The 15509-nt window shown below is 53.5% G+C and carries 14 protein-coding genes and 2 pseudogenes; 11 read left to right on the forward strand and 5 right to left on the reverse strand.

Annotated features, from left to right (window positions below):
• Positions 1-36 precede the first annotated feature (36 nt).
• From BN54_RS09465 to BN54_RS09475, 3 genes are all read right to left on the reverse strand, one after another.
• Positions 37-771, reverse strand: coding sequence for a gamma-glutamyl-gamma-aminobutyrate hydrolase family protein (locus tag BN54_RS09465; RefSeq protein WP_040470278.1), 735 nt, complete (start codon positions 769-771; stop codon positions 37-39).
• Positions 772-916: 145 nt separating this feature from the next.
• On the reverse strand, positions 917-2257 hold the full coding sequence (locus BN54_RS09470) for a C1 family peptidase (protein ID WP_019206948.1): 1341 nt from the start codon (positions 2255-2257) through the stop codon (positions 917-919).
• A 69-nt stretch (positions 2258-2326) separates the two neighbouring features.
• Positions 2327-2938 (reverse strand): sugar O-acetyltransferase, encoded by a 612-nt coding sequence (locus BN54_RS09475; RefSeq protein WP_019206949.1) that lies wholly within the window; start codon positions 2936-2938, stop codon positions 2327-2329.
• Positions 2939-3099: 161 nt separating this feature from the next.
• On the opposite strand from BN54_RS09475, the gene BN54_RS10620 reads away from it, so the two are divergent.
• Together BN54_RS10620 and BN54_RS10345 are read left to right on the forward strand one after the other, a co-directional pair.
• Positions 3100-3297, forward strand: coding sequence for a helix-turn-helix domain-containing protein (locus BN54_RS10620; protein WP_019206950.1), 198 nt, complete (start codon positions 3100-3102; stop codon positions 3295-3297).
• Positions 3282-3611, forward strand: a pseudogene (locus BN54_RS10345) (transposase); the annotation flags it as partial. The gene BN54_RS10620 and the pseudogene BN54_RS10345, both read left to right, overlap by 16 nt.
• A gap of 59 nt (positions 3612-3670) precedes the next feature.
• On the opposite strand, the gene rpiA reads toward BN54_RS10345, so the two are convergent.
• Together rpiA and BN54_RS09495 are read right to left on the reverse strand one after the other, a co-directional pair.
• A complete protein-coding gene (rpiA, locus tag BN54_RS09490) occupies positions 3671-4354 on the reverse strand; it encodes a ribose-5-phosphate isomerase RpiA (RefSeq protein ID WP_019206952.1) in 684 nt (227 codons plus the stop codon).
• 18 nt (positions 4355-4372) lie between these two features.
• A pseudogene (locus tag BN54_RS09495) lies at positions 4373-4690 on the reverse strand (GNAT family N-acetyltransferase); the annotation flags it as partial.
• Positions 4691-4945: 255 nt separating this feature from the next.
• Between BN54_RS09495 and BN54_RS09500 the strand changes: the two are divergent.
• From BN54_RS09500 to BN54_RS09540, 9 genes are all read left to right on the forward strand, one after another.
• Positions 4946-5485, forward strand: a complete 540-nt coding sequence (locus tag BN54_RS09500) for a dCTP deaminase/dUTPase family protein (RefSeq protein WP_019206954.1) — start codon at positions 4946-4948, stop codon at positions 5483-5485.
• A gap of 22 nt (positions 5486-5507) precedes the next feature.
• Positions 5508-6884: a DNA repair protein RadA gene (gene radA / locus BN54_RS09505; protein WP_019206955.1), complete on the forward strand. Its 1377-nt coding sequence runs from the start codon at positions 5508-5510 to the stop codon at positions 6882-6884.
• Positions 6885-6919: 35 nt separating this feature from the next.
• A complete protein-coding gene (locus tag BN54_RS09510; protein WP_019206956.1) occupies positions 6920-8044 on the forward strand; it encodes a PIN/TRAM domain-containing protein in 1125 nt (374 codons plus the stop codon).
• 382 nt (positions 8045-8426) lie between these two features.
• Positions 8427-9761 (forward strand): MFS transporter, encoded by a 1335-nt coding sequence (locus tag BN54_RS09515; RefSeq protein WP_019206957.1) that lies wholly within the window; start codon positions 8427-8429, stop codon positions 9759-9761.
• Positions 9762-9788: 27 nt separating this feature from the next.
• Positions 9789-11294 carry a 2-isopropylmalate synthase gene (locus BN54_RS09520; protein WP_019206958.1) on the forward strand — a complete coding sequence of 502 codons (1506 nt, stop codon included), beginning with the start codon at positions 9789-9791 and terminating at the stop codon, positions 11292-11294.
• A gap of 15 nt (positions 11295-11309) precedes the next feature.
• The gene (gene leuB / locus BN54_RS09525) at positions 11310-12368 is read left to right on the forward strand and encodes a 3-isopropylmalate dehydrogenase (RefSeq protein WP_019206959.1); all 1059 of its coding nucleotides are present in this window, start codon (positions 11310-11312) and stop codon (positions 12366-12368) included.
• 11 nt (positions 12369-12379) lie between these two features.
• Positions 12380-13774 carry a 3-isopropylmalate dehydratase large subunit gene (leuC, locus tag BN54_RS09530; RefSeq protein WP_019206960.1) on the forward strand — a complete coding sequence of 465 codons (1395 nt, stop codon included), beginning with the start codon at positions 12380-12382 and terminating at the stop codon, positions 13772-13774.
• A gap of 5 nt (positions 13775-13779) precedes the next feature.
• Positions 13780-14367, forward strand: a complete 588-nt coding sequence (gene leuD, locus BN54_RS09535) for a 3-isopropylmalate dehydratase small subunit (protein ID WP_019206961.1) — start codon at positions 13780-13782, stop codon at positions 14365-14367.
• A gap of 26 nt (positions 14368-14393) precedes the next feature.
• On the forward strand, positions 14394-15167 hold the full coding sequence (locus tag BN54_RS09540; protein WP_019206962.1) for an L-threonylcarbamoyladenylate synthase: 774 nt from the start codon (positions 14394-14396) through the stop codon (positions 15165-15167).
• The last annotated feature ends 342 nt before the right edge of the window (positions 15168-15509 follow it).

The following is a 15509-nucleotide window of genomic DNA, read 5'->3' on the forward strand; positions in this document are numbered from 1 at the left end:
GACAAACCTTGCCAAGTCGCCGACTTTTTAGTTGCTTTAACGTTTTGCTTGCACGGCCCGGGCCCGGTCGATCAGGTCGGCAAAGAGCCGCTGGGACTCGGGGTAGTGCTTGTACATATTTTCCGGGTGCCACTGGACGGCGAGAATTTGATTCCCGGTGATCGATTCAATCGCTTCGGGCACGCCATCGTCGGCACTGGCGACGACTTTGACGCCCGGGGCGATTTTTTTGAGCCCCTGGTGGTGGCGAGAATTGACGAAGGGGCGGTGGCCCATCAAATCAAAGAGCCGGCTGTCGGGCTCAACGGTGAGGTGGTGGGAAGGGAAGTTGCCCGGCGCATCCTGGGAGTGCTTGATGGTGGCAAGCGGATTTTCACTCAGGTCCTGGTAGAGGGTGCCGCCCAAACCGGCGTTGATCACTTGCATCCCCCGGCAGATCCCAAAGATCGCCTTGCCGGCTTTAACCGCTTGTTTGAGCAGTTCAATTTCAAATTCATCTCGCTTGCGGTAGGTCGGCCCGAGCTTTTGGTGGGGCTCTTCGCCAAAAAAGGTCGGATCGACGTCGGCGCCACCGGCAAAGATCACGCCGTCAAAAAGGTCCAAGTAATCGCCGACCATTTCCGGGGCGACGCTGGGAAAGATTACCGGCGCCCCGCCGGATTTGACTATTGCTTCGATGATCGGCTTGGGCGCAAAGGGCGCCATCCGTTCGTTAATAATTTCGGTTGCTTCGGTGAGGGTATCGGCAGGTACTGCGATTCGTGGCCGCACAACCATCGCCTCCTTATTTTAAATTGGTTATTTTTAATGAAAATATCACGGTTTTATCATTTTGGCAAGCGGGGTGCTTGTTGCGCCAATCAAAAAACGACCGCGCTTTTTTGCGCAGTCGCTTTAGTAACCCCCAGCTAGTCTGTTAAGCCAACGTGCCCATTGGATCCCATGGGGCTAAGACATGCGGTTCTTGGGCTTGGGCAGCCAGCAGTTCATCACTCAGGTACTTTTTGTTGATCACGATTTGGTAGCAGTATTGGTCCAGCCAAGCATCGCTCATCACGAAGTAACCCTTGGTCCCGACTTTGTTGCCCCAGGAGTTTTCAACCTTCCACTTGGTTGGTTGGCCGTCGACCAGGTCCACCCCGGTCAAGACCATCGCGTGGGTCATCATTGATTGGCCGTAGTCGAGCATATCGGCCTTGCTCATTGTCAGTTCGGTATTGAAGAGTTCTTCGTAGTGGTACGTATTCAGGTCCATTAAGCCGAGCTTGGTTTCAGAGTACTTGCCAACATCTGAGCCAAACCAGACGCTTTCGCCGCCCTGAAGCTGCTTGATGGCCAGGGCCTTGAATTCATCGACCGGCAGGTTTAAGTGCTTGATCGGCCGGCCACCCACCACGTTGCCCAGCATCTCAATCGTGTAGGTTTGGTGGTAGGCCTTATCAGCCGTGGGCGCTTGGATGATCGAGACGTATTGATCCAGATCCCAGCCGACGTACTTGGTAAAGAATTCCTGCGGCGTCAGGTTCGCGGCGCGGTGGAATTCCTTGCTCTTTTTGTCGCGGTATTCAAAGTCGAAGCTTTGGACCGGTTCGCCAAAGGCCAGGGCCAACATCCGGTAGACCCGGTTGAGCATTTCCTGGCGGGTTTGGTTGATCCGTTCGTCTTCAACCCCGTAGTCGTTAACTAATCGACGCAGGATCACGGCGTCGTGGCGGAGTTGGTGATTCAAGACTTCGTTGATTTCGCGCGACTTGGATGAGTTGTAGGTTTCGGGCATCGCGCTTTGCGGTACGACCCCGTACTTTTCAATCAGGGCCACCATCATGTCCCATTGGCCCCCGTCTTGTTGCGGGGTTGCCATCAGCCAAGCGACTTTACGGTCGTCGTGGGGCAGTTCAGCCGTGTTGATCACGTTTTCGTAGAAGTAGTTGGCCTTTTCAAATTTGTCCCAGAAGAACTGGTAGGATTGGGATAATTCGAAGTTGTCCGGCAGGTTGAACTTCGCCTGCATGTCGTGGCGCATCGTGTTCAAGGCCGCAAACATCCAGCACCGGCCGGATTGTTTTTGGTCACTGACGTCGCCGGTGGCCAGATCAATTGAAAAGTGGGGATCGTTGGCGGCTTGGGCGTGCCAATCAAAGCTGGCATTGCGGACCCCGTTTTTGGTGACCGCCCGTTCCAAGACCCGGTTTTGACTTTGGGCTTGGTAGTCGGCTTGGAAGGCCTTTAATTGGGCGGGCGTAATTGCAAATGACATTCAATCAACTCCCTTAAAATGATTAACTTCTATTATAGGGCGGTCGCCGAAGACCGTCAAAGCAAGTGGTTACCACGGAAAGTTTTGTAAGCGGTCCACTTCCGTAATCTGGCGTACGACCCGGCCGGGGTTGCCCACGACCAGCGAATTGGCCGGGACATCTTTCGTTACAACCGTCCCGGCCCCAATTACGCTGCCGGCGCCGATGGTGACCCCGCCTAAGACGGTCACGTTACCGCCTAGCCAGCAGTTGTCTTCAATCGTAATCGGGGCGCCAAATTCGTAATCCAACAGCTGGCCGTCGACTTCGCGCAAATTGCGTTGTTGGTACCTTAAGGGATGCTTGGCGGTCAAGAGGCTGACGTTAGGCCCCAGCATCACGTTGTCGCCGATCGTCACCGGGCAGGTGTCCAGGACAGTCAGGTTAAAGTTGGCGTAAAAATTATCGCCGATGGTGGTGAAGCGCCCGTAGTCAAACTGGATCGGCCCTTGCAGGTAGATGTTTTGCCCGTGAGTGCCCAGTAATTCCGCTAGAATGGCCGCCCGCTGTTCGGTTTGATCATCGTAGGTCAGATTGTAATCGTGGCTGAGCCGGTGGCCTTGGCGCGCATAGCGGTTTAATTCCGCCGTGGCGGGGGTGTAGGGTTTGCCCTCCAGCATGTTGCGGGTGTTGAGTTCCATTTTCAAGTCCTCCTCAAATCACATTCCCCCTTATTTTAACGGAACCGCTTACATAAATAAAGTAAAAAAAAGCGACGGGGCCTGCCCGCCGTGATATGCTCCCTTTTAGGTGGAGAAACGAATTATGTAAAATTCGATCTCACCTGAAAGGGGGTATTTTTATGTCTGGCAGAACAACTCATCACTCTTTAGAAGAACGGCTTGAAGCAGTCCTCCAGTATTTGAGCAGTCAGGTTGGCAGTTCTCGATTAGCTAAACAATACGGCGTTAGCGAGCATACTGTGCAGGATTGGGCCCGTGCTTATCAACACGATGGGATAGCAGAATTGGAAGAGTCTCACACTTGGCGCAAGCTATAGCCAAGAATCCAAACGCTCATCCACTGCTTCATAGCGATCGTGGAACCCAGTACACTTCGAAACAATATCTCCGCCTAACTACCGAAGCTAGCTTCACATTGAGCATGTCACGGGTTGGCAAATGTATTGACAATGCGCCGATGGAAAGTTTCTGGGGTCACTATAAGGATGAATCCTATTATGACCATAAATTCGAAACCTACGAAGCGTTAGTAACCTCAGTCAAGGAATACATTGCCTTCTATAATCACAAACGATACCAAACGAAATTAGGCAGCCTTGCGCCCGCTGAATATCGAGCACTAGCTGCCTAATTATTTACATAATTCAACTTTCCACTTGACAGGGTCCAGTCCACCGCTAGTATCCTATGCTAGTTCACATCCAGCACTTCTGGGCCGTCTTGGCGGCCGACAATTACTTGGTCGACCCGGTTTAAGAACAGCCCGTGTTCAACAACCCCGACCGTGTGGATCAGGTCTTCGGCCATGGCCTTTGGATCGGCGATTTCGCCCACCTTTAAGTCAATGATGAAGTTTTTTTCGTCAGTCCGGTACTTGGCGCCATCGTCCGTTAACCGCCAGACCGGATGGTAACCTTGCTTGACAAAGTAGTTAAAGACGTGTTGGGCCCCAAACGGAATGACTTCGACCGGCACGCCGAAGTTCCCGATCCGCTTGACCAGCTTGGATTCGTCGACGATCCAAATCCGCTTGGTCGAAGCGTTGTTGACGATCTTTTCCCAGAGCAGGGCGCCCCCGCCCCCCTTGATGCCGTTGAAGTCCGTGTCAATTTCATCGGCCCCGTCGATGCACAGGTCGATGTGGTCGACTTCATCGATGTCTTTGATCGTAATTCCCAGGCTTTGGGCTTGGGCCGTTGTCCGGTTGGAAGTCGTGACCCCGATCACGTTCAGGCCCTCTTCTTGGACCCGCTTGCCCAGGGCATCCACCATGTAGCGCACCGTCGAGCCGGTCCCCAAGCCAACAATCATGCCATCTTCGATAAATTTGACGGCAGCTTGGCCGACCAAGGCCTTTAATTCATTTTGATCCATTCTCATTTCACCTCAAACTTAGTTTTGCTCTTCAGGGGCGAGGAGCCGCCGGTATTCCGGGTGCTTTTGAAAACTCATTTTGGCATACGGGCACATTAATTTAACCGTCAGCCCCGCTTGATCCGCGTAATCGACAAAGGCGGCCATTAGCTTGCCGGCGATCCCTTGGCCACGGTAAGCCGGATTGACAAAGACCCGCTCTAAGACGACCCGCTTGGCGGTAGCGTCGACAAAGGGGTAATCAATCTGTCCGATTAAGGTGCCATCAGCCTCCGTTGCGACCAGTTTTTCTGCGGCAATCGTAATTTCCATTGGCATTCCCTCCCTGCATGATTCATAAAACGTTTTACGCCATTTATTTTCCGAGTTTCGCCCGGGCTTGTCAAGTTAGTCACCAACCGGGTGCAACCGTTACCATTAGTTTAGGCCTAAGGCGGGGGCCCTGCAAGGGAGATGGAAAATTAATTCCCGCCGCGGGACCTGAGCGGAATTTTAAGAAGTAATTGCATTTGCCGGATTCCGTGAAGCTGGCACAAACGGTATGCTACAATAGAAGCTATCTTTAAAAACTGCAAAGCCGGGGGATTTACCATGAGAAAACGAGGATTTGAAATTGTTTCATTCAAGGCTGACCAGGGCCTCAGCCTGCCACAACGTCAGACCAAGCAGGCGGCGGGCTACGATTTTGCGGCCAGCGAAGATTTTGTGCTACCTTCGATTTGGAAGAACCACTTTTTACTGGGGCTAAAAATGTTGCTGCACGGCGGCCAATTAAGTGCCGCTGACCTTGCAGCCGCCGATGCGGCCTTAAAGCCACTCTTGGTGCCAACCGGGATCAAGGCTTACATGCAACCGGATGAAGTCTTGATGCTGTTTAACCGGTCCAGTGGCCCGCTCAAGCGCCGTTTAATCCTGCCTAATGGGGTCGGGATTATTGACGCCGATTACTACAACAACCCGCAAAACGAAGGGGAAATCTTTGTCCAGCTGGTCAACTACGGGCTGGTCGACTACAAGATCAAAAAGGGCGAACGGATTGCCCAGGGGATCTTCACCCCGTACTTGGCGGCTGATGATGAAGCAACGCCCCAAGCCGACCGGACGGGGGGCTTTGGCTCGACGCAAAAGTAACGCTTAGAAAGGAGGCGGCCTTGTGGCTAAAACCAGAACGCACTATGTCTGCCAAAATTGTGGCTATTCTTCGCCGCGCTTTTTAGGGCGCTGCCCGAATTGTGGCAAGTGGAATTCCCTGGTCGAAGAAGTCGAACAAGGCCAGCTGGAAAAGACGGTCCAGCCGACCACGACTTTGACCGGGATCGTGGCCAAACCGCAAAAAATCAAGGAAATCGACACCCAAAAGACCCCGCGGGTCAAGACCCGGCTCAATGAGTTAAACCGGGTCTTAGGGGGCGGAATCGTGCCCGGCTCCTTGGTCTTGATCGGGGGGGATCCGGGGATCGGGAAGTCGACCTTGCTGCTGCAAGTTTCCGGCCAACTGAGCGTGGAGGGCCACTCGGTCCTCTATGTGTCCGGGGAAGAAAGTGCCAACCAAATCAAGATGCGGGCCCAACGGCTGGCCGTGTCGGGGGATAATTTCTACATTTACCCGGAAACCAACATGGACAGCATCCGGGCCACGGTCGACAATCTCCAACCTGAATACGTGATCATCGATTCGGTCCAGACCATGCAGGCGACCGACGTGACGTCAGCGATCGGCAGCGTCGCCCAGATCCGGGCGGTCACGGCCCAGTTGATGCAGATTGCCAAGGGCAAAAACATCACCGTCTTTGTCGTCGGCCACGTCACCAAGGGTGGGGTTTTGGCCGGCCCGAAGATTTTAGAGCACATGGTTGACACCGTCCTCTACTTTGAAGGGGATCTCCACCACACCTACCGGATCCTGCGCTCGGTTAAGAACCGGTTTGGCTCGACCAATGAGCTGGGCATCTTTGAGATGAATACCGAGGGGCTCAAGGAAGTCCCGAATCCCTCAGAGATCTTCTTAGAAGAACGGCTGCAGGATGCGACCGGCTCGGCGGTGGTGGTCTCTTTGGAAGGGACCCGGCCGATCTTGGTCGAAATCCAGGCCCTGATTACGCCGACCGTTTTTGGGAACGCCCAGCGGACGGCCACCGGGCTGAACCGGAACCGGGTCTCTTTGATCATGGCGGTCTTGGAGAAGCGGGCCAACTTGCTCTTACAAAATCAGGACGCCTACCTCAAGGCGGCCGGGGGCGTCAAATTGGATGAACCAGCGATCGACTTGGCGATTGCGATGGCGATTGCCTCATCCTACCGGGACCGCGGCACCCAGCCGACCGATGCCTTTGTCGGCGAAGTCGGTCTGACTGGGGAAATTCGCCGGGTCAACCGGATTGAACAGCGGGTTGCTGAAGCGGCCAAGCTGGGCTTTAAGCGGATCTTTGTGCCGAAGAATAACTTGCAAGGTTGGCAGGCGCCGACTAACATTGAGGTAGTCGGGGTAACGACCTTGTCGGAGGCCTTAAAGCTGGCCTTAGGGCACTAAGCTCTGACGAATTTTGACGGAAAGGAGGACCGAGAATGAAACGACGGAAAAATTTTGTCCGGGCGCTCTTTATCCTGGTCGGGATGGCAATTGGTTATTACTATCTGCCACCCCTGTGGGTGACGCTGGGGATCAAGCTGCATTTACCGTTGGTAATGATGATCGTGAATGTCGCAATTGGTGCAATTATTTTTGGGTTATTGTCCCTGAGCTTAACCGACTGGGTCCTGCGCGTGGGCAAACGAATTGAACACAACCTAGCCCAAAAGAGCCCCCTGTATTTGATCATGGGGGCGATTACCACCATTTTGGGGCTGATTTTGGCCGCCCTGATTTCCATTCCGCTCTGGCGGTTGCGGATTCCGGTGATCAATAACGTCTTGCCAATCTTATTAATGGTGATCTTTAGCTACTTTGGCTTTTTGCTGGGGACGACGCGCTTGGATGAATGGCGTAAGCTCTTATTTGCCCGGCGGGAAAAGCCCAAGGATGGGGCAATTTTGGCCCGCCAGGATGCAAACTACCACCATTACAAGATCTTGGATACCAACATCTTGATCGACGGGCGGATTTACGACCTGGTTAAGACCGGCTTTTTGGAAGGAACCTTGCTGGTACCCAACTTTGTCTTGTACGAGTTGCAATACATTGCCGACGCAGGGGAAAGCATTAAGCGGGTCCGCGGTCGGCGGGGTTTGGATATTTTAAATAAGCTCCAGGAAGAACAAATCGTGCCGATTGAAATGTACGAAGGCGACTTCCCGGATATCCAAGAGGTCGATAGCAAATTGATTGCCCTGGCCAAGAAGGTCGATGGGGTGATCGTAACCAACGACTGGAATTTGAATAAGGTAATTCAATTCCAAAACGTCCAGGTTTTAAACATTAACAACCTGGCCAAGTCCTTAAAGCCCCGGGTCGTGCCGGGAGAAAAACTGCGGGTGACGGTCGTCAAAAAGGGGACCGAACGCCAGCAGGGGGTTGCCTACTTAGACGACGGGACGATGGTCGTCGTCGAAGATGGGCGCTTCTTTATGAACCAAGAGATTGTTGTCGAGGTAACGTCAGCCTTGCAGACGGATGCCGGGCGGATGATCTTTGCCCGCTTGCCGCACCAGGGAATTAGTGAGCAAGCCCCGCACAAAAACACTAAGCATTAATGGCAACCGGCCAGCCCCGCGCGAATGAAGCGCCGCGGGGCTGGTTTTTTGCTTTGCTCAGGGATTTCCCTGAGAAATCGTTTTTATGCTCGCAAATGAACAAAAAGATTAAAAACCCTTGAATATTATTAGAAAAGGATTATAATCAAGAGCAATTAATTAATGAAAGGAGTTCTCAAGATGCATAAGCAAACTATCCAATCGTACACGATCTCGCCCGCTTGCTTATTAGCCCTATTATTGCCTTAGAGGACTCACCATTTATTTAGGTAAGTCCTTTTCGTGCATGAAATAGGGCGAACCTAATCATCTCCTAGCTGATTAAAAGGTGCCCTATTTCAAGTAGAAATAGCGCACCTTTTTGATTTAGGAGGAATTTCAAATGCAAGCAATGATGGAAGAAGCGCCCGGCAATATTCGGCGCCAACAAGAACTAACGACCCGGATCAATCAGATCCAAGTTACCCCGACCTTTTGGCGGGTCTTTACCCTCGTGGCAGCGGGGATGTTTATGGATGCAATCGACGTGTACTTGGCCAGTGGGGTCAGTTCCTACCTGCTGGCCACCAAATGGGCGACGGTGACCCAAAATTCAGTTTTCTTGTCCGTGGGCTTTATGGGCTTATTTATTGGCTCGATTACCGCCGGGGTGGTCGGTGATTGCTTCGGCCGGCGGCGGGCCTATCAATTGAACCTATTGATTTTTGGCTTCTTTACTTTGCTTGGGGCAGTCGCCCCCAACATGCCGGTCTTGATTGGTTGCCGCTTGATCGCCGCAATTGGGCTGGGGACCGAGATCGTCACCGGCTACGCGATGATCAATGAGTTTGCCCCGATCAGCCAACGGGGGCGGTGGTGTGCAGCCACATCGCTGATTGCCAACTGTGGCGCCCCAATTACGATGCTGTTGTGTACCTTGATCATTCCGCGTTTTTCTTGGCGGGCCATGTTTGTCATTGCTGGGAGTTTAGCCTTGATCCTCTGGTATTTCCGGCGTAACTTGCCGGAATCGCCCCGCTGGGACATTAATCATCAGCGTTATCGCCAGGCGGAAGCGACGATTGCCCAGCTGGAAACGGAAATGGCCGCCCGTCACCTGGCGCCCGCTGTGCTGGAAGAAAATGCAGCCACGAGCTATGACAACGATGCGCATCTGCGGCGGAATTTGCTGGTCGCGATCGTGGCCGTGACGGCGGTGATCGTTTGCCAATATACCTTTACTTCGTGGGTGCCAACCCTGCTGGTCAAAAAGCACTTGGCGGTGGTTTCTTCGCTGGCCTTCTCAGCCGTGATGATGCTGGGGGCCCCGGTCGGCGCCTTGATTGGGACGCTGCTGGTCGACCGGGTCGGACGCAAACCAACGATTGTGACGGCCTTTGGCTTGTCGGCTATCCTGGGCTTGTGGTACCCGGCGCAAACGACCGCTAGCGGGGTCATGCTGGTTGGCTTTGCTTTGACGGCGTGCTTTTACGTTTTGATGGCCGTGGTCGTCGCGGTCTACACTTCGGAACTTTTCTCTACTACATATCGTTTCCGGGGCGCTGGGGTGGCCAATGGGATTTCGAAGTTGGTGACCATTGGGATGCCCTACCTGGTGGCTTGGTTGCTGACCAATGTGGGAGCGAACGTGATCTTTGTTACCATTGCTGGTATTGCAATTTTTGCGGGGTTGGTGGTGCTCTTCTGGGGGCCAGAAACCAACCGCCGAGTAATTTAATGAAATTTATTGAAGGAGGAAAAAACAATGCGGACGATTCAATTTTTTGATACTTCACTGCGGGATGGGGAACAAACGCCCGGCGTCAGCTTTAACACGCATGAAAAGGTCCAAATGGCCCGGCAGCTGGAAGCCTGGGGGATTGATACGATTGAAGCCGGTTTTCCGGTTGCTTCCCCCGGGGACTTTGAAGCGGTTGCGGCAATTGCGCGGGCCTGTCAGAGAATGACCGTGGCCGGCCTGGCCCGGTGTAAGAATAAGGACATTGATGCGGCTTATGAAGCCTTAAAGGAGGCCAAGCATCCGCAAATCCACGTCTTCTTAGCGACTAGTCCGGTCCACCGGGAAGCCAAGTTAAAGATGACGCAAGCGGAAGTCTTGGCATCGATTCGCGACCACGTTACTTACGCCAAGCAAAAGTTTGACCTGGTCCAATTCTCACCAGAAGACGCGACCCGGACAGAAGCCGATTTCTTATTGCAAGCCGTGCAAACGGCGATTGATGCCGGCGCCACGATTATCAACATTCCTGACACGGTTGGCTATTCCAACCCTAAGGAATACGGGGCGATTTTTAAGTACCTGATTGAAAATATCCACAGTGAAGTTCCTATTACCTTCTCTTCGCACTGTCACGATGACTTAGGGATGGCGACAGCCAACGCCTTGGCAGCAATTGAAAACGGGGCCAACCGGGTCGAAGGAACGGTCAATGGGATTGGTGAACGGGCGGGGAATACCGCCTTGGAAGAAGTTGCCGTTGCCTTGCGCATTCGGCAAGATTACTACCAGGCCACCAGCCAGATTGACTTGGCCAAGACTAAACAGACCAGTGATTTAATTGCCCGCTTGTCGGGGATTCCGGTCCCGAAGAATAAGGCCGTCATTGGGGGCAATGCCTTTGCCCACGAAGCTGGGATTCACCAAGATGGGATGTTGAAAAATCCGGCGACGTACGAAATTATTACGCCCCAACTGGTGGGGGTCGAAAAGACCAGCTTGCCGCTGGGGAAACTGTCGGGACGCCACGCCTTTAGCGACCGGTTGGCCACGTTAGGCTATGAATTTGATCAGGACCTGATTAACGTGTTGTTTAAGAAGTTTAAGGTCTTGGCTGACCAAAAGAAGGTCGTCATGGATCAGGACCTGCAAGCCCTGGTCGCTGATAAATTGCACCGGGCCAGCGATGATTATCACTTGGCCTCCCTGCAAGTCCAATACGTTTCGAATGGCTTCCAAGCGGCGGTGGTCGCTGTAACCGATCAGACCGGTGAGCACCAGACGGCCTCAGCGATTGGCGCCGGAAGCGTGCAGGCTATCTACAATGCCTTAGACCAGGCCTTTGGGCAACACCCAACGCTGAACAGTTACGAAATTGAGGCCATTACCAGCGGGGAAGATGCCCAAGCCGAAGTGCGGGTCAGTCTGCAAGATCCAACGACGGGGAAGCAAACCAATGGGGTCGGGGTCGCCTTTGACGTTTTGCAAGCTTCCGCGAAAGCCTACGTCAATGCCAGTTCCCGCCTCAAATAGTAAAGGGGAAGACCAATGGAAATACAAGAACACCAAATTACCGTGCTTGCCGGTGATTATTCCGGCCCGGAAATGATGAAAGCCGGCCTCGCAGTCTTGGCGGCCGTTAGTGCCGGCACCGATTTTAAGTACCGATTGCATGCGTACCCCTTTGGCGGGCAAGGCATTGATCAAGGAGGTGACCCGTTGCCCGCCGCCACCTTAGCCGGCTGTCGTCAAGCCGATGCGATCCTCTTGAGCGCGATTGGGGGCCCCCGCTATGATGGAGCAACGGCAACGCCAGAACAAGGCTTACTGCGGCTCCGCCAAGCCCTAGGGTTGTTTGCTAATTTGCGGCCGACCCAGGTGACGCCGGCTTTGGCGCCTCTATCGCCGGTCAAGGAGGTGGCCGACGTGGACTTGGTCATTGTTCGGGAATTAACGGCCGGGATCTACTTTGGCCAGCCCCGCCAGGAAGGCGATCAGCAGGCTTTGGATACGGCGACTTATACGCGTGCGGAAGTGGCGCGGATTTTGCGGGTCGGCTTTGAACTGGCTTGCCAACGCCGCCACCACGTTACGATTGTTGACAAGGCCAATGTTTTGGCGACGTCGCGCTTATGGCGCCGCGTTGCTGCTGAACTGGCGCCCCAATACCCGACGGTCAAGGTCGACTACCGGTACGTGGATGCCACGGCAATGCAGTTGATTAACCATCCGCAAGCCTTTGACGTAATCATTACGGCCAACCTCTTTGGCGATATTTTAAGTGATGAAGCGGCGGTGCTGCCGGGGAGCTTAGGGGTGATCCCGTCCGCCAGCCTGGGACTGACGGGACCAAACCTGTACGAACCAATCCACGGGTCGGCACCAGATCTGGTTGGCCAAAATAAGGTTAATCCCCTGTCGATGATTAACAGCGTGGCTTGGATGCTACGTCAATCCTTTGGGCGGGCGGACTTAGCCGCGCGGATTGACCAGGCTTGCCAAGCAGTGTTGGCGGCGGGAATTTATACGGCCGATCTAGGAGGCACGGCGACAACGACCGAAGTGACCCAGGCAATTGTTGATGCTTTAACGGCGCAAGCTGAGTGAGGAGGAGCATTATGGCAACGACACTGTTTGATAAGGTTTGGGACCGGCACGTGATTACCGGGAAAGCCGGCGAGCCCCAGCTATTATATGTTGATTTACATTTGATTCACGAAGTTACTTCGCCGCAGCCTTTCGATGGTTTGCGGGAAAGTGGTCGCCAGTTGCGGCGCCCGGATCGGACCTTTGCGACGATTGATCACAACGTCCCCACGGCGCCCCAACCGGTGACGACGATTGCCGACGTGAAAGACCAGATTGCCCGGCGCCAGATTGAAACCCTCCAAAAAAATTGCCGGGACTTTGGGGTGCACTTAGCCGACATTGGCGATGCCGATCAAGGGATCGTTCACGTGATCGGTCCGCACCTAGGACTGACTCAGCCCGGGCGGTTGATTGTCTGTGGGGACTCACACACTTCAACGCACGGGGCCTTAGGGGCGCTGGCCTTTGGGATTGGGACGTCCGAAATTGAACACGTCTTTACCACCCAGACGATTTGGCAGGTCAAACCGAAAAACTTGGGGGTCCACCTCACGGGGCACCTGGCGCCGGGAGTCTTTGCCAAAGACATTGTGATGGCTTTGATTGCGAAGTACGGGACAAACTTTGCCGAAGGCTACGCCCTGGAATTTTATGGGCCGACCATTGCGGACCTCTCCATTGAAAGTCGCCTGACCCTGACTAACATGATCATTGAAGGGGGCGCTAAAATGGCGATGATTCAGCCGGATCAAACCACCTTTGATTATTTACGGGGCCGGCGGTATGCGCCAAAGGACTACGAGCAAGCTGTGGCCGACTGGCAGCAACTTAAGACCGATAGTCCGGCTGCCTTTGATCGGATTATTGAATTGGACGTTTCCAACCTGGCGCCGTATGTGTCCTGGGGGACCAATCCGGCCATGGCCCTGCCTTGTGATGCGACTTTACCAGCAATAGCGGATCAAAATCTGGCGCGGGCCTACCAGTACATGGACCTGCAGCCGGGTCAGGCGATTACGACGATCCCCATTAATTGGTTGTTCATTGGTTCATGTACCAATGGGCGGTTGAGTGACTTGCAAGAAGCGGCCAAAATCTTAGCGGGCCACCACTTGGCGCCTGGGGTTCAAGCGTGGGTCGTCCCGGGGTCGCGGGCGGTCCAACGGGCGGCCGAACGGCTGGGCTTGGATCAGATTTTTAAAGCGGCCGGCTGTGAATGGCGCGATCCCGGCTGTTCAGCTTGCTTGGCGATGAACCCCGATAAGGTCCCGGCCGGCAAGCATTGTGCGTCGACGACCAACCGCAACTTTGAGGGCCGCCAAGGACCAGGGGCCCGGACTCACTTGGCCAGCCCGGCCATGGTGGCGGCCGCGGGGATTTACGGCCACTTCGTTGACGTCCGGCAATTTTACGAACAGGAGTGAGACTAATGGAAAAATTTACCGTTCACCAGGGGACGACGATGCCGATCATGAATGATGATATTGATACGGATCAATTGTTGCCTAAGCAGTTTTTGAAGCGCCTGACCAAGCGGGGTTATGGGGACGTCTTATTTTATGAATGGCGTTACCAAGCCGACGGGGTGACCCCCCAGGAGAATTTTATTTTGAATGAACCGGCGCGCCAACAAGCCTCGATTTTAATCACCGGGGATAATTTTGGGATTGGCTCGTCGCGTGAGCACGCCGTTTGGGCTTTACGGGATTGGGGCTTTAAGGCCATCATCGCTGGCAGTTTTGGTCCGATCTTGTACATGAACTGTACAAAAAACGGTGTCTTGCCGATTGAATTAGAGCAGGCTGCCCGCGAGACGCTCAGTGAATTGGCGCCAACGGCGAAGGTTACGATCGACTTGGTCCACCAAACCGTTAAATGTGGGGCGCTGAGCTGGAAATTCACGATTAATCCGGCTTGGAAAGAAAAGTTTTTAAAGGGGGAAGACGACATTGACCAAACGATGAAGTTTGCCGATCAAATTGCCGCCTACGAAGCCCAAATGTCTCCCTACCAATAAAGCAAACGAAGAAAGGATGTTATATAATGACGCAACACGTACAATGGCAAGGCCAACTAAACCAAACCGCCGTGGCCACCCTCGCCAATCCAGGTAAGATGATTGTTAGCCCGACGAAAGTTGGCTACATTATCATGACGACCGATCGGGCCGGGCTGGAGCGGAAGTTTGCTGCGAAGCAACGCAACCGTAATAAGCCGGGGGTGGTGCTGTGTGGCAGCTTGGCCCAACTTGATGAATTAGCTGAAATGACGCCTAAGATTCGGGCCCTGTATCAAAAGCACTGGGACCAAGATATTTTACTGGGCTGTATCCTGCCTTGGAAGCCCGAAGCCCGGGCCAAGTACTTGCAAGATGGGCAAGAAGAACTGATGATGGATCGACGGGGAACGTCGTGTTTTGTAATTAAATTTGGGACGCCGAGTGAACAAATTGCGGCGCACTTTTGGGCTGAAAAGCGCCAAATGATCTACGCCTCCAGTGCCAATCCATCGGGGCAAGGGAACCGGGGCAAGGTGGCCGGGATCGGCGAACGGATTGAACAAGCCGCTGATTTGGTCGTTGAAGCGGATGATTACGTGGCGTCAATCCAACCGGATAAAACGGTGGAAACTCGTTATGAACAAGGGGTGATGGTTTCCATGGTTGATCAAGTTGGTCAACTGGTTAAAGATGAACCAACTGCGCCAACTGATGCAGTGCCGGTCTTGATTCGCAAGGGGCTGGCCGTTGATCGAATTATGCTGAACCTGGCGGATGCGTATGATGTTTGGGAATACCATCACGGGGCATACTATTAAAGCCGTGGTAAGCTGAAAAGAATGAATTGGGGCTAGCGAGCCGAGGTGGTGCTCGCTAGCCCCATGTTTATCTGCGGTTAATTTACTAGGCTCCGAACCCTCGGCAAGCAGAGCAACAGCGAGGGTTCGGAATGGGCGTGAGCGGAAAGTTGTTTTTGTCAATTCAGGTAATTGCCCTAAGGTATTTGCTTAAATTAAAATTTGATGAGATATAATATTGATTGGAAAAAAGATGTGTGCTAATTTTTAAAACATAGAGAGGATTAGAAAAGATTCGTAACTAACCAAGTGCACTTGTCTTATTACATAGGTGATAGGGATAGTTTGATTGTCCCCATCACT

Source organism: Limosilactobacillus ingluviei str. Autruche 4 (genome assembly GCF_000312405.1).
Lineage (GTDB): Bacteria > Bacillota > Bacilli > Lactobacillales > Lactobacillaceae > Limosilactobacillus > Limosilactobacillus ingluviei.